The 18,956-nt window shown below is 72.8% G+C and carries 17 protein-coding genes and 1 pseudogene; 7 read left to right on the forward strand and 11 right to left on the reverse strand.

Annotated elements, in window-relative coordinates:
* Nucleotides 1–81 precede the first annotated feature (81 nt).
* Nucleotides 82–885, forward strand: a complete 804-nt coding sequence (locus tag ADL22_RS27655) for an IclR family transcriptional regulator (RefSeq protein WP_066985555.1) — start codon at nucleotides 82–84, stop codon at nucleotides 883–885.
* Nucleotides 886–931: 46 nt separating this feature from the next.
* Here the strand turns inward: ADL22_RS27655 and ADL22_RS27660 are convergent, their stop codons facing one another.
* Complete coding sequence (locus tag ADL22_RS27660; protein ID WP_066985558.1) at nucleotides 932–2,818, reverse strand: serine/threonine-protein kinase; 1,887 nt, start codon at nucleotides 2,816–2,818, stop codon at nucleotides 932–934.
* A 466-nt stretch (nucleotides 2,819–3,284) separates the two neighbouring features.
* Between ADL22_RS27660 and ADL22_RS27665 the strand changes: the two genes are divergently transcribed.
* The 3 genes from ADL22_RS27665 (at nucleotide 3,285) to aceB (ending at nucleotide 6,248) form a co-directional block, all read left to right on the forward strand.
* Entirely contained in the window at nucleotides 3,285–3,521 is a 237-nt protein-coding gene (locus tag ADL22_RS27665) for a hypothetical protein (RefSeq protein WP_066985561.1), read from the forward strand.
* A gap of 112 nt (nucleotides 3,522–3,633) precedes the next feature.
* Nucleotides 3,634–4,218, forward strand: coding sequence for a nucleotidyltransferase family protein (locus ADL22_RS27670; RefSeq protein WP_066985564.1), 585 nt, complete (start codon nucleotides 3,634–3,636; stop codon nucleotides 4,216–4,218).
* Between the two features lie 389 nt (nucleotides 4,219–4,607).
* Nucleotides 4,608–6,248 carry a malate synthase A gene (gene aceB, locus ADL22_RS27675; protein ID WP_066985566.1) on the forward strand — a complete coding sequence of 547 codons (1,641 nt, stop codon included), beginning with the start codon at nucleotides 4,608–4,610 and terminating at the stop codon, nucleotides 6,246–6,248.
* Nucleotides 6,249–6,378: 130 nt separating this feature from the next.
* Here aceB and ADL22_RS27680 read toward each other — a convergent pair whose 3' ends face one another.
* Together ADL22_RS27680 and ADL22_RS27685 are read right to left on the reverse strand one after the other, a co-directional pair.
* Nucleotides 6,379–7,932, reverse strand: coding sequence for a YfcC family protein (locus ADL22_RS27680; RefSeq protein ID WP_066985568.1), 1,554 nt, complete (start codon nucleotides 7,930–7,932; stop codon nucleotides 6,379–6,381).
* Nucleotides 7,929–9,386, reverse strand: coding sequence for a M20/M25/M40 family metallo-hydrolase (locus tag ADL22_RS27685; protein ID WP_420711604.1), 1,458 nt, complete (start codon nucleotides 9,384–9,386; stop codon nucleotides 7,929–7,931). Before ADL22_RS27685 ends, ADL22_RS27680 begins: the two co-directional genes overlap by 4 nt.
* 227 nt (nucleotides 9,387–9,613) lie before the next feature.
* On the opposite strand from ADL22_RS27685, the gene ADL22_RS27690 reads away from it, so the two are divergent.
* Entirely contained in the window at nucleotides 9,614–10,204 is a 591-nt protein-coding gene (locus ADL22_RS27690; protein WP_066985571.1) for a TetR/AcrR family transcriptional regulator, read from the forward strand.
* Between the two features lie 222 nt (nucleotides 10,205–10,426).
* Nucleotides 10,427–11,281 carry a chitosanase gene (locus tag ADL22_RS27695; protein ID WP_066985574.1) on the forward strand — a complete coding sequence of 285 codons (855 nt, stop codon included), beginning with the start codon at nucleotides 10,427–10,429 and terminating at the stop codon, nucleotides 11,279–11,281.
* Between the two features lie 83 nt (nucleotides 11,282–11,364).
* Here ADL22_RS27695 and ADL22_RS27700 read toward each other — a convergent pair whose 3' ends face one another.
* From ADL22_RS27700 to ADL22_RS27735, 8 genes are all read right to left on the reverse strand, one after another.
* The gene (locus ADL22_RS27700) at nucleotides 11,365–12,825 is read right to left on the reverse strand and encodes a nucleobase:cation symporter-2 family protein (protein ID WP_066985577.1); all 1,461 of its coding nucleotides are present in this window, start codon (nucleotides 12,823–12,825) and stop codon (nucleotides 11,365–11,367) included.
* A 277-nt stretch (nucleotides 12,826–13,102) separates the two neighbouring features.
* On the reverse strand, nucleotides 13,103–14,506 hold the full coding sequence (locus tag ADL22_RS27705; RefSeq protein ID WP_066985580.1) for an 8-oxoguanine deaminase: 1,404 nt from the start codon (nucleotides 14,504–14,506) through the stop codon (nucleotides 13,103–13,105).
* Between the two features lie 44 nt (nucleotides 14,507–14,550).
* Nucleotides 14,551–15,954: a nucleobase:cation symporter-2 family protein gene (locus tag ADL22_RS27710; protein ID WP_066985582.1), complete on the reverse strand. Its 1,404-nt coding sequence runs from the start codon at nucleotides 15,952–15,954 to the stop codon at nucleotides 14,551–14,553.
* 83 nt (nucleotides 15,955–16,037) lie between these two features.
* Nucleotides 16,038–16,961 (reverse strand): factor-independent urate hydroxylase, encoded by a 924-nt coding sequence (pucL, locus tag ADL22_RS27715; protein WP_066985585.1) that lies wholly within the window; start codon nucleotides 16,959–16,961, stop codon nucleotides 16,038–16,040.
* A gap of 7 nt (nucleotides 16,962–16,968) precedes the next feature.
* Nucleotides 16,969–17,382, reverse strand: coding sequence for a hydroxyisourate hydrolase (gene uraH, locus ADL22_RS27720; protein ID WP_066985588.1), 414 nt, complete (start codon nucleotides 17,380–17,382; stop codon nucleotides 16,969–16,971).
* Entirely contained in the window at nucleotides 17,379–17,891 is a 513-nt protein-coding gene (gene uraD / locus ADL22_RS27725) for a 2-oxo-4-hydroxy-4-carboxy-5-ureidoimidazoline decarboxylase (RefSeq protein WP_066985591.1), read from the reverse strand. The genes uraH and uraD overlap by 4 nt, the downstream gene beginning before the upstream one ends.
* A gap of 172 nt (nucleotides 17,892–18,063) precedes the next feature.
* Nucleotides 18,064–18,444 carry a helix-turn-helix domain-containing protein gene (locus tag ADL22_RS27730; protein WP_066985594.1) on the reverse strand — a complete coding sequence of 127 codons (381 nt, stop codon included), beginning with the start codon at nucleotides 18,442–18,444 and terminating at the stop codon, nucleotides 18,064–18,066.
* Entirely contained in the window at nucleotides 18,441–18,725 is a 285-nt protein-coding gene (locus tag ADL22_RS27735) for a hypothetical protein (RefSeq protein WP_066985597.1), read from the reverse strand. Before ADL22_RS27735 ends, ADL22_RS27730 begins: the two co-directional genes overlap by 4 nt.
* Nucleotides 18,726–18,861: 136 nt before the next feature.
* Between ADL22_RS27735 and ADL22_RS35025 the strand changes: the two are divergent.
* Nucleotides 18,862–18,956 (forward strand): annotated as a pseudogene (locus ADL22_RS35025) (hydroxypyruvate isomerase); the annotation flags it as partial.

Raw genomic sequence — 18,956 nt, forward strand, 5'->3', positions numbered from 1 at the left:
CGGTAGGCTGCTCCGGTCGGGCCCGGCGCCCGCAAGGCGTAGAGCCGAGACCGATCCGACCCGCCCCGAAAGGAACGCGACGTGCCGCCGTCCAGCGCCAGCACCTCCGCCGCCGATGCCAAGCCCGCAGGGGCCAGCGGCGGGGTCCAGTCCCTTGAGCGCGCCTTCGACCTGCTGGAGCGGATGGCCGACGCCGGCGGCGAGGTCGGTCTGAGCGAGCTCTCCGGCACCAGCGGGCTTCCGCTGCCCACCATCCACCGCCTGATGCGCACGCTGGTCGCCTGCGGCTACGTCCGCCAGCAGCCCAACCGCCGGTACGCCCTCGGCCCGCGCCTGATCCGGCTCGGCGAGAGCGCGTCCCGGCTGCTGGGCACCTGGGCCCGCCCGTTCCTGGCGCGCCTGGTGGAGGAGACCGGCGAGACCGCCAACATGGCGCTGCTCGACGGCGACGAGATCGTCTACGTCGCCCAGGTCCCGTCCCGGCACGCGGTGCGGATGTTCACCGAGGTCGGCCGCCGGGTGCTGCCGCACTCCACCGGCGTCGGCAAGGCCCTGCTGGCCAACCACCCGCCGGAGGAGGTCCGCGCGCTGCTCGGCCGGACGGGGATGCCCGCGGCGACCGAGAAGACCATCACGGACCCCGAGCGCTTCCTCGACGCGCTCGCCGACGTCCGCCGGCTCGGCTACGCGGTCGACGACAACGAGCAGGAGATCGGCGTCCGCTGCCTGGCGGTCCCGGTCCCCAACTCGCCCACCTCCGCGGCGATCTCCATCTCCGGGCCCACCGGCCGGGTCACCGAGGCCGCCACCGAGAAGATCATCCCGGTGCTCCAGGACGTGGCGGCCCAGCTGTCGGTCGCGCTGGCGAACCAGGCCCCGGCCTGACCGCCGGTCCGGGCGGCCGGCCGTCCGGCCCGCCCGGACCGGCCCGTCAGGAACCGGCCCCCGGGGCCTTCGCGTCGCGCCAGACCCGGACGTCGAGGGTGACGTACTTGCTCGGCTCCGACTCCCCCGACGCGCCCCGGTAGGTGAGCAGCGCGACGGTGCCGCCGCTGGTCGTCAGGCAGATCTGCGAGCCCTTGCCGAGCAGGGAGAGCTCGATCACCTGGGCGTAGCGGGTGTCGTGCCGGCAGGTGTCGAGGGTGCCCGGCTGGCCGGGCTTGAGCAGGACGAGGGTGCTGTTGCTGCGGTTGGTGAACCGGCCGCCCGTGATGTCGCTCCCCTCCAGCGCGATATCGCCGCCGCCGTCCAGGGGCTTGGGCGTGATCGGGTCGTCGGACATCCCCAGGCGGTAGCCGAAGGGCAGGTCGATGCCCTTGGTGTCGAGGGGCGCCGGGTCCTGCTGGGGCGCGTCCGGGGTGGGCTTGCCGGTGCTGCCGGTATCCGCGGTGCCGCCGGTGCCGGGCGTCGCGGTGGGCGCCGGGGTGCCGGTGGCCTTCGTCCCGCCGCCGGTGGCCTGGCTGCCGGTCGCCTTGCGGTCCTTCCCCATCAGGTAGTAGACCGCGCCGCCGCCCGCGCCGACGAGGGCCAGCGCGCAGACCGCGACGAGGGCGGCGGTCAGGCCCGTGCGCTTCTTCTTCGGCGGCGGCGGGGGCGCGGCCGCGAAGGGGGCGGTGGCCGCCGGGCCGGGGACGCCGGGCGCGGCCGGCGGCGCGGCCGGCGGCGCGGCGGGCGCGGGCGGGGCGGGCGGTGCCGGGTGCGCCGCCGCGGGCCCGTACGCGGCCGGGCCGAAGCCGGGCGGCGGGGTGCGCGGGGTGTCCAGGGCGGTCGGGACCGGCACGGCGGGCGGCGCGGCCGGCGGCTGCGCGGGACGGGCCGGGACGCCCGCGGTGGGCGCCTCCAGGGGCGGCGGCGGGGTGGGCCGGGGCGCCGGGGCGGCGGCGCGGGTGGTGATGTCCGCGGCGACCGCCGCCGGCAGCCACTCCTCGGGGCGGCGCAGCTGGGTCTCCCCGGACGCGGCGCCGCACAGCGCGATCACCTCGGCGACGGTGGGCCGGTCCGCGGCCTCCTTGGCCAGGCACCGGCCGACCAGTTCGCGCAGCGCGTCCGGGATCCCGGTGAGGTCCGGTTCCTCGTGGACGATGCGGTAGAGGACGCCGTGCGAGGTGCCCTCGCCGAAGACCGGGCCGCCGCCCGCCGCGTACGCCGCGACCTGGCCGAGCGCGAAGACGTCGGTGGCCGGTGTGACGGCCGACCCCATGGCCTGCTCGGGCGCCATGAAGGCGGGCGTGCCGACCGTGACGCCGCTGCCGGTCAGGGCGGTGGCGTCGGCGGCCCGGGCGATCCCGAAGTCGATCACCCGCGGACCGTCGGCGGCCAGCAGCACGTTGGACGGCTTCAGATCGCGGTGGACGATGCCGGCGCCGTGGATGACCTGGAGCGCCTCGGCGATCCCGGCGACCAGCAGCAGCACGGTGGGGACCGGCAGCGGGCCGTGCTCGGCGACGGCCGCGGAGAGCGCGGGGCCGGGCACGTAGGCGGTGGCCAGCCAGGGCACCGGTCCGTCGGTATCGCTGTCGATGACCGGCGCGGTGTAGAGCCCCTGGACGCGCTGCGCGGACTTCACCTCCTGCGCGAACCGGCGGCGGAACTCGCCGTCCTCGCTGAACTCCGGGCGGATCACCTTGATCGCCACCGGCCGGCCGCCGGGCGTGTAGGAGAGATAGACCTTGCCCATCCCGCCGGCCCCGAGCTTCGCCGTCAGGCGGTACCCCGCGATCACCCGCGGGTCGTCGCCCGCCAGCGGCTGGAAGATCCCGGACGTCTCCGCACCGTTCACCACTGCGTCCCCCGACTCTTCTCGCGGACCCGGTGACATGCCTGCGCCACCGCGACCGCGGCGGCGGGGGATCCGCAACGGAGATGCACCTTATCCGGCCGGACGCCGCACCGTGACATCGCGGCCCGGACCCCGCGGGCCCCCTGCCGGGCATATGCGGCACGGGCCCCGAAACCCACCGACCGGCCTGCGGCGCGGACGAGTTGACGCCCCGCCAGGGCGCGCCCGCGCCCCGGAACGCACGCCTCCGGACCGCTCCGCGCCCGTCCACCCCGGAACGCACCCGTCCGCGCGCGGGTACCCCCACCTCCGCCTGACCATGCGTCAGCACGTGCGTTCCCCAGGGCATCCGTTGGCGTGGGCGTATGCCGTACAAGGGATATGCCGGAGCACCGTGGAGCATTCTCACTTCCGTGGAAATATCCGGCATATCGCCGGATCGCGCCCACCCGGTCCGCCGGAAGCCCGGCGCACCGGATCCCCCACCCACGGATCGGAGCACACCATGGCACGCACGCCCGACACCGGCCCGGACCCCGCCGGCAGCCCCGGACCCCGGCGGCTCAGCGTCGTCCAGCTCATCTGCCGCGCGTACGGGCTGTCCGACGCGTCGGAGATCACCGAGGAGCACATACACCGCTTCGTCAGCGAGCGCCGGGGCGCCGACGAGCGGACGCAGGCGCTCCGGGACCGGCTGCGGCCCCGGATCCCGCGCCAGCGCGCCGCGGGGGACGCGGCCTGATTCCGGGCCGCACGAGGCGCCGCGCGCGGCCATGGGGTAAGCAGGGTCCATGGCAGATCCAGGGGAGCGCGCGGGCGCCGGGGGGCAAGCGGGGGCCGTACGGCCCGAGGGGATGACGGTGGCCGGGCTGCTGCTCGCCGCGGGCGGCGGGCGGCGGCTGGGGGGACGGCCGAAGGCACTGCTCGACCACCGGGGACGCCCGCTGGTCGAGCACGCCGCACAGGTCTTGCGGGACGGCGGCTGCGGGCCGGTGCACATCGTGCTGGGCGCGGCCGCCGACGCGGTCCGCGCCCGGGCCGATCTGACCGGCTGCGGCGTCTCGGTGAACCCGGACTGGGCGCAGGGCATGGGCTCGTCGCTGCGGGTGGGGCTGGCCGCGCTGGCCGGTTCGGGGGCGGACGCGGTGGTGGTCTCGCTGGTCGACCAGCCGGGCATCGGCGCCGCGGCGGTGGCCCGGGTGGTGGCCGCGGCGACCGGGCCGGACGCACTGGCGGCCGCGGCCTACGGGGGCGAGCGCGGGCATCCGGTGCTGTTCGGCGCCGCGCGCTGGGCGGAGATCGCGGCGAGCGCGGAGGGCGACCGCGGGGCGCGGGCCTATCTCCGGCGCCACGCGGGCGAGGTGGCCCTCGTCGAGTGCGGGGATGTGGCCGAGGCGTACGACATCGACACGCCCGAGGATCTGGCGCGGCTGGAGTGAGCCGTGCGCGCCCGCCGACAATCGAGTGGCGGCCCCCGGCGCGCACCGCCGGGCGGCCGCCGCCGCACATTCTGCGGCGGACCGGTCCCGGGACGGCCGGAACGGCCGCCGCGGCCGGATGTGACGGGAAAACGCCGCTCCGGTACGGGAGTTATGGAGAGTGACCGGTGTGGCACCGAGAGCCATTCGATCACTACTTCTGTCGACTCAGAGAATCTCGACATCAACAAACCATTGAAGTTCCGCGATAAGGAAACTAGTCTCCACTGGTCAGAAGCGCCCTGTACCCGAACGGCGCCCGCGACCGTATCTCGGAGCCCGCGGCACCCCGTGCCGCCTTGGGTGCCCCGGCGGCCGCCAGGCACCGCCGCTGAATGGAGTGACAGCTCATGTCCGCACCAGCGCCGTCCCCGCTGGCCATCGTCGAAGTCGACCCCGCGCACACCCCGGAACGGCAGGGCGAGGTCCTCACCGACGCGGCCCTCGCCTTCGTCGCCGAGCTGCACCGGCGATTCACCCCCCGCCGGGACGAGCTGCTCGCCCGCCGCGCCGAGCGCCGCGCCGAGATCGCCCGGACCAGCTCGCTGGACTTCCTCCCCGAGACCGCGCACATCCGCGCGGACGACAGCTGGAAGGTCGCCGAGGCGCCCGCCGCGCTCACCGACCGCCGGGTGGAGATCACCGGTCCCACCGACCGCAAGATGACCATCAACGCGCTGAACTCCGGCGCGAAGGTGTGGCTCGCCGACTTCGAGGACGCCTCGGCTCCCACCTGGGAGAACGTCGTGGGTGGCCAGCTCAACCTCATCGACGCCTACGAGCGCCGGATCGACTTCACCGACGCCCGCACCGGCAAGTCCTACGCCCTGAAGCCGGCCGAGGAGCTGGCCACCGTCGTGATGCGGCCGCGCGGCTGGCATCTGGAGGAGCGCCACCTGCAGTTCGAGGGCCGCCCGGTCCCCGGCGCGCTGGTCGACTTCGGCCTGTACTTCTTCCACAACGCCCAGCGCCTGCTGGACCTCGGCAAGGGCCCGTACTTCTACCTGCCGAAGACCGAGTCGCACCTCGAGGCCCGCCTCTGGAACGACATCTTCGTCTTCGCCCAGGACTACGTCGGCATCCCGCAGGGCACCATCCGGGCCACCGTCCTGATCGAGACCATCACCGCCGCTTACGAGATGGAGGAGATCCTCTACGAGCTGCGCGACCACGCCTCGGGCCTGAACGCCGGCCGCTGGGACTACCTCTTCTCGATCGTGAAGAACTTCCGCGACGGCGGCGCCAAGTTCGTGCTGCCGGACCGCAACGCGGTCACCATGACCGCGCCGTTCATGCGCGCCTACACCGAACTCCTGGTCCGCACCTGCCACAAGCGCGGCGCGCACGCGATCGGCGGGATGGCGGCGTTCATCCCCAACCGCCGCGACCCCGAGGCCAACGAGAAGGCGCTCGCCAAGGTCAAGAACGACAAGGACCGGGAGGCCGGCGACGGCTTCGACGGCTCCTGGGTCGCGCACCCGGACCTGGTGCCGGTCGCCCGCGCCTCGTTCGACGCGGTCCTCGGCGACAAGCCGAACCAGAAGGACCGGCTGCGCGAGGACGTCTCGGTGGCCGCCGCCGACCTCATCGCCATCGACTCGCTGGACGCCAGGCCCACGTACCAGGGCCTGGTCGACGCGGTGCAGGTCGGCACCCGCTACATCGAGGCGTGGCTGCGCGGTCTGGGCGCCGTCGCCATCTTCGGCCTGATGGAGGACGCCGCCACCGCCGAGATCTCCCGTTCGCAGATCTGGCAGTGGGTCGACGCCGGGGTGGTCTTCCAGGACGGCGAGCACGCCGGCACCAAGGCCACCGCCGAACTGGTCCGCGAGATCGCGGCCCGCGAACTGGCCGCCATCCGCGAAGAGATCGGCGAGGAAGCCTTCGCCAACGGCAAGTGGCAGCAGGCCCACGACCTGCTGCTGAAGGTCTCGCTGGACGCCGACTACGCCGACTTCCTGACCCTGCCGGCGTACGAACTGCTGGTCTGAGGCCCGCGGCCGGAAACCGGCCGGCCGGCGCCCGCGTACGAAGGGCCCGCCCGCACTCCCCCCGCCCGGGGGGGGTGCGGGCGGGCCCTTCGCCGTACCCCGGCCCGCGCGCCGTACGCCGTCCCGCCGGTCAGCCGACCGCCGCGCCCAGCGCGATGAAGGCGCAGATCAGGACGAACAGCAGGGCCAGCAGCGGGGCGGCGAAGCGGAGGTAGGTGTCGTAGCCGACCTTGGCCAGGGAGACGCCGCCCATGATGACGGCGGTGGTGGGGACCCAGAGGTTCATCCAGCCGCTGGCGGCCTGCCAGGCGGTGACGACCAGCGGGCGGGTGACGCCGGCGAAGTCGGCGAGCGGGGCGAGGATCGGCATGGCGAGCGTGGCGTGCCCGGAGGTGGAGGGGATCAGGAACGCCAGCGGGAGGTTGACCACGAAGACCAGGATGCCGAAGAGCGCGGAGGGGGTGCCGGCGACCGCGCCCTCGACGGCGTGCAGCACGGTGTCGGTGACCTTGGCGTTGTTCATGATGACGGTGACCCCGCGGGCCAGCACGATGACCAGCGCCGGGGAGACGAAGTCGGCGGCGCCCGCGACGAGGGTGGCGCTCAGCCGCTGCTCCCCCATCCTGGCCACGACCCCCACCAGCACCGCGCCGACCAGGAACAGCGCCGCCAACTGCGGGAAGGACCAGCCCAGTTCCCAGGCGTACGGGCGGGCGTCGGCGCGGCCGGTGAGGGCGCCGGACCACGGGATCACCGAGAAGACCATCAGGGCGAAGAGCAGGGCGACGAGGATCAGGACGGCCTTGTGGAGGCGGGTGAGCGGCGGTGGTCCGGCGGTGTCCTCGGCGGTGCGGTCCTGCGCGCGGTCGCCGGGGAGGAAGCCGCAGAGCGAGCGGCCGGGGTCGGCGCGGACCCGGCGGGCGTAGCGGATGACGTAGACGGTGGTGGCGGCGGTCAGCACCAGCCACATGGCGACGCGCAGTGCGATGCCGTCGCCGAGCGAGACCTCGGCGGCCGAGGAGGCGACGCCGGTGGCGAACGGATTGACGGTGGAGCACAGCACGCCGATGCCCGCGCCGAGGATGATCGCGCCGGTGGCCACCAGCCGGTCGAAGCCGAGGGCCAGCACGAGCGGGACGATCAGCCCGTAGAAGCCCAGGGTCTCCTCGGCGAACCCCTCGACCGTGCCGAGCAGCGAGAACACCGCCATCACCCCGGCGATCAGCAGCGCGCCGCGGTCCCGCAGCCGGTGCGCCAGCCGGCCGATACCGCGGTCCAGCGCGCCGGTGGCGAAGACGACGGTGATGAACGCGCCGATGGCCAGGACGAAGAGGAACACCCCGGCGCTGCCGTACAGCCGGCCGCTGAGGTCCGGGCCGACCAGTCCGGTGCGGGCGTCGCGGACGCCGTAGAGGCCGTTGACCGGGGAGAGGAAGAGGTCGCCGAGCCGTTCGGGGAAGGTCCGGCCGGACGGTTCGCGGTGGTAGGTGCCCTGGACGGGCCGGCCGGCGGCGGTGCGGGCGTAGCCGCCGGCCGGCAGGACGAAGGCCAGCGCCCAGACGAGGACGGTGACCAGGGCGAGGACGGTCAGCGCGCTGGGGAAGCGCCGGCGACCGGGACCTTTGCCTGACGGTTCGTCAGCATCCTCGGGCGGTACGGGCGGCGGCGCGGCGCCGGGGGTCACGCCGGAGCCCCGCGGCGGTACGCGGCGGCGTACTCGGCGAGGAAGGCCGCCTCGGCGAGCAGCGCGGCGCGGAACTCCGAGAGCAGCACCCGCTCGTTGGGGCCGTGGAGGTTGCAGCGGACGTCCTCGGCGCCGAAGAGCAGCACCTCGGCGCCGGGTGCCGCCGCGGCCAGCCCGTTGACCAGCGGGATGGAGCCGCCGGACGCGGCGTGGACGGGCTCGGCGCCCCAGGCCCGGCGCAGCGCGCTGCGGGCCGCGCGGTAGGCGGGGCCGGTGGTGGCGGCCTGGTAGCCGGGGCCGGTGGGACCAGGGGTGACGGTGAGCGGGACGCCGTACGGGCGCAGCCGCCGCAGATGGCGCATCAGGGCGTCCTGGGCCTCGGCGGGGTCCTGCCGGGGGTGGGTGCGGAGGTTGAGCGCGGCGCGGGCGTACGGGACGGTGGCGGAGGCGGCGCGGTCCACGGCGGGCGCGTCCAGGCCGGTGACGGTGAGCGCCGGGCCGCTCCACAGGCGTTCGCCGAGGCCGCCGGAGCCGAGCAGCGGGGTGCCCTCGGGGACGCCGGCCAGCTCGCGGAACTCCGGCTCGGTGAGCCCGCCGCCGGTCCACGGCTCGCGCAGCAGCCCCTCGACGGCCACGTCGCCGTGCACGTCGTGGAGGGTGGCCAGCGCCTTGAGGAGGACCAGCAGCGCGTCGGGGGCGGCGCCGCCGTACGCGCCGCTGTGCACGGCGGCGGGCAGGGTGCGGACCTCGACGAGGACGTCGGCGGTGCCGCGCAGGGCGGTGGTGAGGGTGGGGGTGCCGGGGCGGACGCTGCCGGTGTCGGCGATGACCATCGCGTCGCAGGCGAAACGGCCGGGGTCGGTCGGCGGGTAGTCGTCGAAGTCGCTGCCGTACTCCTCCTGGCCCTCGAAGACGATCCGGACGCCGACCGGAGGGCGTCCGCCGAAGACCCGCAGCGCGCCGATGTGCACCATGAGGTTCGCCTTGTCGTCGGCGATGCCCCGGGCGCGGATGCCGCCGTCGATGTCGGTGGGCGTGAACGGCGGTGTCTCCCACAGGCGTTCGTCGCCGGGCGGCTGGACGTCGTAGTGCGCGTAGAGGAGCACGGTCGGGGCGTCCGGGGTGGGCGGCGGGACGGTCGCGGTGATGACGGGGGCGGTGCCGGGGAGGGTGATCTCCTCGACGCCGGTGGCGCCGGCGCCGCGCAGCAGCTCGGTGACGAGGTCGCGGGCCTCGTGGACGGGCTCGGGCGGGTAGCCGGGGAAGGCGATGGAGGGGATCGCGGCGAGCCGCCGGAGGTCGTCGCAGAGCTCGTCCAGGAGGGCGTCCACGGCGCCCTCCAGCGCGGAGGAGGCGGTGTGCCGGGGAGCGGGGCGGGCGAGCGGTTCCGGGGTGGCCAGGGGGTCGGGGACGGGCTCCGGGGCGGCGTTCGGCTCGTGGGCTTCCTGGGGCACGGCGGCTTCCCTCTCTGCGCGGGGCCACCCGGCCGCGGGGCCCGCGCGGTGGCTCGGCTTCCGGCGCGTTCGTCGGGGCGCTTTCCGGCGTTCGGCGTGAACCGCAGCATATCGGGCACGGCTGCGGGCGCCGGGTCGGCACGGCGGGACCCGGCGGGGTGCGGCGGGGCGCAGGATCGCGCGGATACTATGGGCGTAGTAACGGAGTTGTAAGGGCGGGTGGAACGGTGGCGCGGCGGCGGGAGCAGGTGCTGGACGCGGCGGTCGAGGTCCTGGGCGGCGAGGGGGCGCGGGGGCTGACGTACCAGGCGGTGGACCGCGCCGCGGCGGTGCCGACGGGCACCACGTCCAACTACTTCCGCAACCGCGCGGCGCTGCTCGGCGGCATCGTGGAGCATCTGCTGGCGCTGGAGCGGCGGGAGTGGGAGGCGTTCGCCCAGGGGCCGGCGCAGGGCGGCACGGGTAAACTGGTCGAGACGCTGGCCGCGTTGGCCCGGCGGGCCGCGGGGCCGGGACGCGCCCGTACGGCGGCGCGGTTCGCGCTGCTGCTGGAGTCCGCGGCGCGGCCGGAGCTGCGCGCGCCGCTGGCGCGAGCGCGGCAGGACGCGCTGGAACGGAGCACGGAGTGGGTGCGGCGGCTGGGTTCCGCCGCGCCGGAGCGGCACGGCCGGATCCTGCTGGACCACCTGGAAGGGCTGGTGCTGCGCCAACTCGCCTTCCCCGGCGAGGCGTTCGACCCGGCGGACGAGCTGCGGGCGCTGGTGGGCGGGCTGCTGGGCGGCGTACCGGCGGCGGCGGACGGGCGCGGCGGCGACTGACAGGGGCGGCCTGACGGGGCGGCGCTAACGGGTGCGCGGCCGCTGGGCCCCTACCGAATGCGTACCCGGAGGGCGGGGCTTTGACTCGCTCGCGCGGTTTCAAGTCCCGTGGCCGCGTGGCCGGTTCCCGACCCCGGAGCGCTGTACGCGTCCCCTGGAGTCTGGTAGGAAAGCTTCCTAACGATTGGGGAACCCCCCTCGGCCACTCCGACAGGAGGACTCATGCGCTCCCGATCGATAGCCCGGGCCACCACCCGTACCGCTCTCGGCCTCGCCCTGCTCGCCGTACCGGTCACCGCGATGGCGGCCACCGCCACCACCCCGGCCGCGCCCCGCACCGCGCCGCACGCCGGCGCCGCCACCGCCGCCATCGGCCTGGACGACCCGGCGAAGAAGGAGATCGCCATGCAGCTGGTCTCCAGCGCGGAGAACTCCTCGCTGGACTGGAAGGCGCAGTACGGCTACATCCAGGACATCGGCGACGGCCGCGGCTACACCGGCGGCATCATCGGCTTCACCTCCGGCACCCACGACATGCTGGAGCTGGTCGAGCTCTACACCAAGCGGAAGCCGGACAACGTGCTGGCGAAGTACCTGCCGGCGCTGCGCAAGGTGGACGGCAGCGACTCGCACGCCGGTCTGGACCCCGACTACCCCAAGGACTGGCGCAAGGCGGCCAAGGACCAGGTGTTCCGCACCGCGCAGGACGACGAGCGGGACCGGGGCTACTTCAACCCGGCGGTCAAGCAGGGCAAGGCCGACGGGCTCGGCGTACTGGGCCAGTTCATCTACTACGACGCGTTCGTGATGCACGGCGACGGCAGCGACCCGACCAGCTTCAGCGGCATCCGCAAGCGGGCGCTGGCCAAGGCCCAGCCGCCGGCCCGGGGCGGCGACGAGAAGACCTACCTCAACGCCTTCCTCGACGCCCGGGTGTGGGCGATGAAGCAGGAGGAGGCGCACAGCGACACCAGCCGGGTGGACACCGAGCAGCGGGTGTTCCTGAAGAAGGGCAACCTCGACCTGCGCCCGCCGCTGGACTGGAAGGTCTACGGGGACAGCTACCACATCGGCTGACGGCCCCGGGAACGGCCCAACGGCCCGTAGGGAAACGGCGGTTGCCGGGTCCGTACGGGCCGTTGCCGGTGGCGCTGGGTCGGTCAGTGGGCCGAGGAGGCGGCCGTCTCGCCGTCGTCCATCCGGCCCCGCTCGGGCTGCTGGGGGATGTCCGGGACGTCGGCCAGGGCGTGCGGGTCCGGCGCCGGATCGGCGGTGTCCGTACCGCCCTTGCGGCCGAAGTGGTTGAAGGCGAGGTTGAGGACGATGGCGACCAGGCAGCCGGTGCTGATACCGGAGTCCAGGACGACCAGCAGGTCCTTGGGGAAGTGCTGGTAGAAGGTCGGGGCGGCGATCGGGATCAGGCCGATGCCCAGGGCGGCGGCCACGATCAGGGAGTTCTCGCCCTTCTCCATGGCGGCGGTGGACAGGGTCTGCACACCGCTGGCCGCGACCGAGCCGAAGAGCACGATGCCCGCGCCGCCCAGGACCGGCAGCGGCACCAGCGAGATGACCGAGGCGGCCACCGGGCACAGGCCCAGCACGATCAGGATCGCGCCGCTGGTCGCCACCACATAGCGGCTGCGGACCTTGGTCATCGCCACCAGGCCGATGTTCTGGGCGAAGGCGCTGTTGGCGAAGCCGTTGAAGAGCGGGCTGATCGCCGTACCGAGGGTGTCGGCGCGCAGACCGCCCTCGATGGTGCGCTCGTCGGCCGGGCGGTCGACGATCTTGCCGAGGGCGAGCATATCGGCGGTGGACTCCGTCATGCAGACCAGCATCACGATGCACATCGAGACGATGGCGGCGACGTCGAACTGCGGCGCGCCGAAGTGGAACGGCGTCGGGAAGCCGACGAAGCTCGCCTTGGTGATGACCGAGAAGTCGGTGATGCCGACCGGTATCGCGATCAGGGTGCCGGCGACCAGGCCGAGCAGGATGGCGATCTGCTGGAGGAAGCCGCGCAGCGTCCGCCGCAGCACGAGCACGATCAGGAAGGTGAGCGCCGCCATCCCGATGTTCTTCAGCGAACCGTAGTCGGCGGCCTTGGCGTTGCCGCCCTGCGACCAGTTGAAGGCGACCGGCAGCAGCGAGACACCGATCAGGGTGATCACGGTGCCGGTGACCACCGGCGGGAAGAAGCGGACCAGTTTGGAGAAGTACGGCGCGAGGAGGAAGCCGAGCACACCGGCGACGATCACCGCGCCGAAGATGACCGGCAGGGCGTCGTGCGGGCTGTGCCCCTTGGCGATGGCGACGATCGGGGTGACGCCGGCGAAGGAGACGCCGTTGACGAACGGGAGCTTGGCGCCGACCTTCCAGAAGCCCAGCGTCTGGAGGAGGGTGGCGATACCGGCGGTGAAGAGGCTGGCGCCCATCAGGAACGCGGTCTCGGTGGCGCTGAGCCCGCAGGCGGGCCCGATGATCATCGGCGGGGCCACCACACCCGCGTACGAGGCGGCCACGTGCTGCAGGCCGCTGGTGAACATTTTCAAGGGCGGGAGGGTCTCGTCGACCGGGTGCTTCCGGTCGTCCTCCGGCTTCTGCCCGGGAGTTGCGGCCACTGCGGGCCTCCTGTCGATTTCTGCTCCGCCGGAGGGCGGTGCGAGCCTGTCACGGAGGTCGTGCCATGTGGTGCGGGGTGCCGGTATGCCGCGCTGGTGAGCGTGCGGACGGCGGCGCTTGTGGCGCTGGGCGGCTTGCTGTGGGGAACCGGCCCGGGGGCACGGGAATGGTCCCGTACCCCCGGGTCCGGCGCTTGCGGATCCCGCTCGGATCCGCAAGCTCAGCCGGGAGCCGTCCCTCCCGGCCGAGTCTTGTGTGCAGCGCGTGCCGGGGGGATCAGCCCTCGGCCGCGATACGGGCCAGACGCTGCGCCTCGGCCCGCGTGGAGCGGGCGATGGCGTCCTCGTCGATGTTGGTGAGGTGGTTGTCCTCCACCACCGGCTTGCCGTCGACCAGCGACAGCGTGACCGGGGCGGCCGGCCCGAAGACCAGGGCGGTGACCGGATCGGCGATCGAGGCGTGGCCCAGGCCGTCGAGCTTCCACAGCACCAGGTCGGCCAGCTTGCCGGGCTCCAGGGAGCCGATCTCGGCGGTGCGGCCGAGGACCTGGGCGCCGCCGTAGGTGCCCAGCCGCAGCGCCTTGCGGGCGTTGAGGGCGGCTTCGCGGTGGGCGCCGAGGCGGTTGATGAGCAGCGCGTTGCGCAGCTCGGTGTGGAGCTCGCCGGACTCGTTGGACGCGGTGCCGTCCACGCCGAGGCCGACCGGGACGCCGGCCGCGAGCATGTCCGGGACGCGGGCGATACCGGCCGCCAGGCGGGCGTTGGAGGACGGGCAGTGCGCGACGCCCGTCTTCGTCCGGGCGAAGGCGGCGATGTCAGAGTCGGTCATGTGGACGCAGTGCGCCATCCACACGTCCTCGCCGAGCCAGCCGGTGGACTCGAAGTAGTCGGTCGGGCCCATGCCGAACAGCTCGTGGCAGAACTTCTCCTCCTCCACGGTCTCCGAGCCGTGGGTGTGCATCCGCACGCCCTTGCGGCGGGCCAGGGCCGCGCCCTCGCGGAGGAGTTCGGTGGAGATGGAGAACGGCGAGCAGGGCGCCGCGGCGATGTGCACCATCGAGCCGAAGGAGGCGTCGTGGTGCTTGTCGATGGCCTCCTCGGTGGCGATCAGCGCGCCCTCGGTGGTCTCGACGGCGAAGTCCGGCGGCAGGCCGCCGTCCTTCTCGCTGCGGTCCATGGAGCCGCGGGCCAGGGTGATCCGGGCGCCGATGTCGGCGACCGCGGCCAGCTCGGCGCCGACCAGGTCGCCCGAGCCCCGCGGGAAGACGTAGTGGTGGTCGGAGGCGGTGGTGACACCGCCCTTGACCATCATGCCGAGCGAGCCGTGGGTGGCCGCGGTCAGCATCTGGGCGTCGATCCGGGCCCAGGTCGGGTAGAGCGCGACCAGCCAGTTGAAGAGGTTGTGGTCGGTGGCCAGGCCCCGGGTGATCCACTGGTAGAAGTGGTGGTGGGTGTTGATCAGGCCGGGGGTGACGAGGTGGCCGGTGCCGTCCACGCGGCGGACGACGTTCTCCAGCCCCTCGGGCGCCTTGCCGGCGCCCAGGGACTCGATGATGTTGCCGGCGACGACGACATAACCGGTGGCGTACTCGGTGTCGTCGGCGTCGACGGTCGCGATGGCGCAGTTCTCGATGACGATGCGCTGCTTCACCGCGCTGTCAGGGGATGCCGATGCTGCCATGTTGCTTCCTCGTTCTTTCAGTGGCGGTTGGGCACGGCATGGCCCTACGGGATTTGAGTGCCGGAGCCGGGCGTGGCGGCTGACAGTACCGCTGCCCGTGCGGTGCTCCGGGTGCCGAGATGGTGGAAGAACAGGTTGAGCAGGACCGCGACCAGGGCTCCGGCGCTGATTCCGGAGCCGAGCACGGTCTGTGCCCAGGCGGGGAACCCGGCGTAGAAGGTCGGCGCGGCGAGCGGGATGATCCCCGCGCCGAGCGACACGGCCACCAGGATGATGTTGGAGCTGTCCTCGAGTCCCGCTTCGGAGAGCGTGCGGATGCCACTGACCGCGATCGATCCGAACAGGACGATACCCGCGCCGCCGAGGACCGGCATCGGCACCAGCGAGACCACGGCGCCCAGGACGGGGAAGGCGCCGAGGACGAGCAGGACCGCGCCGGCCAGCGCGACGACATAGCGGCTGCGGACCCGGGTCAGCGAGACCACGCCGACGTTCTGCGCGAAGGCGCTGGTCGGGAAGCCGCCGAAGACGGGGCCGAGGAGGGTGGCGATACCGTCGGTGCGCAGGCCGCGGGTGATGGTGGTGCGGGTGGTGGGGCGTTCGCAGATCTCGCCGAGGGCGAGCATGCCGGCCGAGGACTCGGTCATCAGCACCAGCATCACGATGCACAGCGAGAGGATCGCGGCGGGCTGGAACTCCGGCGGTCCGAAGCCGAACGGGGTGGGCAGCGCGGCGATCGGCGCCGAGCGCAGCCCGTCGAAGCTCGCCATGCCGAACGGGATCGCGGCGAGGGTGCCGACGACCAGGCCGATCAGCAGCGCGACCTGCTTGAGGAAGCCCTTGGCGAAGCGCTGGATGAGCAGCACCACGAGGAGGGTGAAGCCGGCCAGCGCGAGGTTCTTCATGGAGCCGAAGTCGGCGGCGTGCTTGTCGCCGCCCTGCGCCCAGCCGACCGGTACGGGCATCAGCGTCACCCCGATGAGGGTGATCACGACGCCGGTGACCAGCGGCGGGAAGAAGCGCAGGAGCCGGCCGAAGAACGGGCCGATGGCCAGGCAGAAGACGCCGGCGCACATCACCGCGCCGTAGATGGCGGGGAGTTGGTGGCCTTTGGCGGTGTTCTCGGCGATGGCCAGGATCGGGGTGATGCCGGCCGAGCTGGCCGCGTTGACGAACGGGAGGCGGTTGCCGGCGAAGGTGCGCAGACCGAGCGTCTGCAGCAGGGTCGCGAGTCCGGCGATCAGGAGGCTCGCGGCGATCAGCCGCGTCCGGCCCGCGCCGTCCAGGCCGACGGCCTGGCCGATGATGAGCGGAGGGGTGACGACGCCGGCGTACATCGCTGCGATGTGCTGGAGGGCGGCGGGGACCAGCCGCCTGACGGCCGGCTTCTCGTCCACCGGGTGACACGGTGGGACGGGGTGGTGCGGGGCTTGCTCGTGCTGTGCCATGGGTCGTTCCCCTCGGAAATCGCGTCCCCTCCCCGCTGCGGGGTGGGGAGGGGACGCGAGGCACGGCGTTGCGTCGAAAGCCGTCAGAGGTTGGTGAGATCCATCGGGATCCGGGCTTCGACACCGTCGCGCAGAACAGTGGCTTCGATCAGGCCGTACGGGCGGTCCGCCGCGTAGTAGACCTCGTTGTCGTTCTTGAGCCCGAACGGCTCCAGGTCCACGAGGAAGTGGTGCTTGTTGGGGAGCGAGAAGCGGATCTCGTCCACCTCGGACCTGTTGTTGATGATGCGGGAACCCATCTGGTACAGGGTCTGCTGCAGCGAGAGGCTGTAGGTCTCCGCGAACGCCTGCAGCATGTGCTTCTTGACCTGCTCGTACGAACGCTCCCAGTTGGGCATCCGCTGCTCGTCGGAGGTCCAGTTGAAGCGCCACCGGCTGGCGACCTGGGTGGCGAGGATGCGGTCGTACGCCTCCTTCAGGGTCGTGTACTTGTCCTTGATGTACCCCCAGAACTCCGAGTTGGTGGAGTTCATCACGATCAGGTCCTTCAGACCCGAGATGACCTGCCAGTTCTCACCGTCGAAGGTGATCTCGGTGAGGCGGGTCTCCTGGCCCTTGCGGACGAAGGAGTGCTTGACCTCGTCCGCGCCGATGAAGCGGGAGTTGCCGTCCGAGGTCTCGATACGCTCCCAGGCGTACTCCTCGATCCGGATGCGGGCCCGCTTGATCGGCTCCTGGCTGGTCACGAAGTGCCGGGCCAGGTGGATGCCGAACTGCTCGGCCGACTCGATCCCGTACTCCTTGGCGAAGGCGTAGACGGTGTTCTTGGTCGTGTCGGTGGGCAGGCAGTTGGCGTTCGAGCCGGAGAGGTGGACCTCCTCCAGGTCGCCCGAGAGCGCGACCGAGACGTTGAGGTCCTTGATGTGGTGGGTGTCGCCGTCGCGGGTGATCTTGACGACGCGGTTTTCCGCCTTGCCGTACTGGTTCTGGCCGAGAATCGTGGGCATGTCGGTGCTAGCTCCCTCGGTATACGGAGTAGCCGAACGGGTTGAGCAGCAGCGGTACGTGGTAGTGCTCGCCCGGCTTGACGGCAAAGGTGATTGCCACCTCCGGGAAGAAGGCTCCGCTGTCCCGTAGCGCGGGGGCGTCCTGCTGTTCCTCGGCTTGCTGGTTGTCGCTGTACTGATGTGAAACGAAGTACGCCTCGGTCTCGAACTCGATGCGTACGTGCGTGGTGCCCGCCGGCAGGGCGGGCAGGTCCTTGCAGCGCCCGTCGGCGTCGGTCTTGCCGGCGCCGTGGGACGTCCAGGCACCGCCGGCGCCGGAGCGCACCGAGAGCGTGAGGGCGACGCCCTCCGCGGGGCGGCCCACGCTGGTGTCCAGGATGTGCGTGGACACCGACGTCGTCGCAGCCGTCTCGCTGCTCATACCGGGTCTCCTTCTACGATGCGGGTCAGGCGGATGCGGTTGATCTTGCCGAGCTCCCCGCGGACGATCTCGCGTTCCTGGTCCGGCGTGTTGCCGATCCGGTCGCGGACGGCGTCGCGCATCTGCTCACCGGTGCGGCCGGAGGCGCAGATCAGGAACACGTGCCCGAACTTCTCCTGGTAGGCCAGGTTGAGTTCGAGCATCTCCGCCTTGAGCTCGTCGGAGGCGCCGGCCATACCGCTCTGCTCGCGGTTCGAGGTCGGGTCGCCCGGCTTGGGCCGTCCGATGGGCGGGTGCCCGGCCATCGCCTCCGCCAGGTCGTCCGCGGACAGCTCGGCCGTCGCGGCGTCGCTCGCGGCGTACAGGGCGTCGGGGGTGGCGTAGGGGCGCTGGGCGAGGATCTTGCTCCCCCAAGCCCGGCTGGCACACACCTCGTGCAGGGCGGCCTGAGCCTCGCTGGCGTCGGCGGTGTTGAACCGGGTAAGCCCTTGGGGCGTACTCGAAGACACGGGAAGCCTCCGTGGCCTGGTGCTGGACAGCTCTGTTTGGCTGGAAACAGCTAAGACCTCCGGCAACACCACGTCAACACTTTGTTGAAAAGTCGGCAACACAAAAGCCGCCGCCCGGGGTCACCGGACGGCGGCTCTCGGCCACGGAAGCGGGAGTTGCGCCCCGTTCGCCTCAGTCGGCGTCCTTCGCGGCGCTTTCCCTGTTCAGGTAGTTGTACACGGTGAAACGGCTGACGCCGAGGGCGCCCGCGACCGTCTCCACCCCGTGGCGGACGGAGAAGGCGCCCCGGGTCTCCAGTATCCGGACCACCGACTGCTTGGACTTCCGGTCCAGCTCGGACAGCGGCATCCCGTGCCGGCGCTCCAGCTCCGCGAGGATGTGGTCCAGCGACTCGGACAGGTGGGGCAGCCGCACGGCCACCCGGTCCTGCCCCTCCCAGGCCAGTACGACATCGTCGCCGCGGGCCTGCTCGGGGGCGACCATCCGGCCGCCCATCGCGTCGACCAGGGGTTTGACCGCCTGCACGAAGGGGTGGTCCGCGGGCTCCGTCACGTCGCGTCCCCCTTGCCCTCCGGCGCGCCGCCCCGGCCGCCGTCCCCGATCACGTTGACCTGGAGGGAGACCCGGGTGGCGCCCGCCGCCAGGGACTTCCTCAGCAGGGCGTCGACCGCGCTCAGCACGCGGTCGGCGTCGCCCTCCGCGGTGTTGCCGAACGGGCCGACGTCGACCGCGTCCAGTTCCGCGCCGGTGACGATCTCCCGGGCCACCACCGCGTGGGCCGGCGCCTCGTCCAGGTCGAACGGCTCCGTCGTGAACTCAACTCTCAATCGCACGCGGTTCAACCTACGCGCGGATGGGCGCGGCGGCCAGAAATTGCGCCCGACCCCTCTTGACAGCTTCCCCACCCTCCCGGCAGTGTTCCATTACGCAGAAAGTAAGTTCCGCTATCCGGAAGGAGCGCCGGACCCTATGGGTTTCACGGACACGCGCTTCAACGTCAACCTGTCGATCCTGTTCACCGAGCTTCCGTTGCTGGAGCGGCCGGCGGCCGCGAAGGCGGCGGG

The sequence above is a fragment of the Streptomyces sp. NRRL F-4489 genome, from assembly GCF_001509485.1.
Lineage (GTDB): Bacteria > Actinomycetota > Actinomycetes > Streptomycetales > Streptomycetaceae > Streptomyces.

Bases quoted from the DNA above. Each gene is read 5' to 3' on its own strand.
- ADL22_RS27660 (WP_066985558.1), bottom strand. From the start codon at position 2,818: ATGTCACCGGGTCCGCGAGAAGAGTCGGGGGACGCAGTGGTGAACGGT.
- ADL22_RS27665 (WP_066985561.1), top strand. From the start codon at position 3,285: ATGGCACGCACGCCCGACACCGGCCCGGACCCCGCCGGCAGCCCCGGA.
- ADL22_RS27670 (WP_066985564.1), top strand. From the start codon at position 3,634: ATGACGGTGGCCGGGCTGCTGCTCGCCGCGGGCGGCGGGCGGCGGCTG.
- aceB (WP_066985566.1), top strand. From the start codon at position 4,608: ATGTCCGCACCAGCGCCGTCCCCGCTGGCCATCGTCGAAGTCGACCCC.
- ADL22_RS27695 (WP_066985574.1), top strand. From the start codon at position 10,427: ATGCGCTCCCGATCGATAGCCCGGGCCACCACCCGTACCGCTCTCGGC.
- ADL22_RS27705 (WP_066985580.1), bottom strand. From the start codon at position 14,506: ATGGCAGCATCGGCATCCCCTGACAGCGCGGTGAAGCAGCGCATCGTC.
- ADL22_RS27710 (WP_066985582.1), bottom strand. From the start codon at position 15,954: ATGGCACAGCACGAGCAAGCCCCGCACCACCCCGTCCCACCGTGTCAC.
- pucL (WP_066985585.1), bottom strand. From the start codon at position 16,961: ATGCCCACGATTCTCGGCCAGAACCAGTACGGCAAGGCGGAAAACCGC.
- uraH (WP_066985588.1), bottom strand. From the start codon at position 17,382: ATGAGCAGCGAGACGGCTGCGACGACGTCGGTGTCCACGCACATCCTG.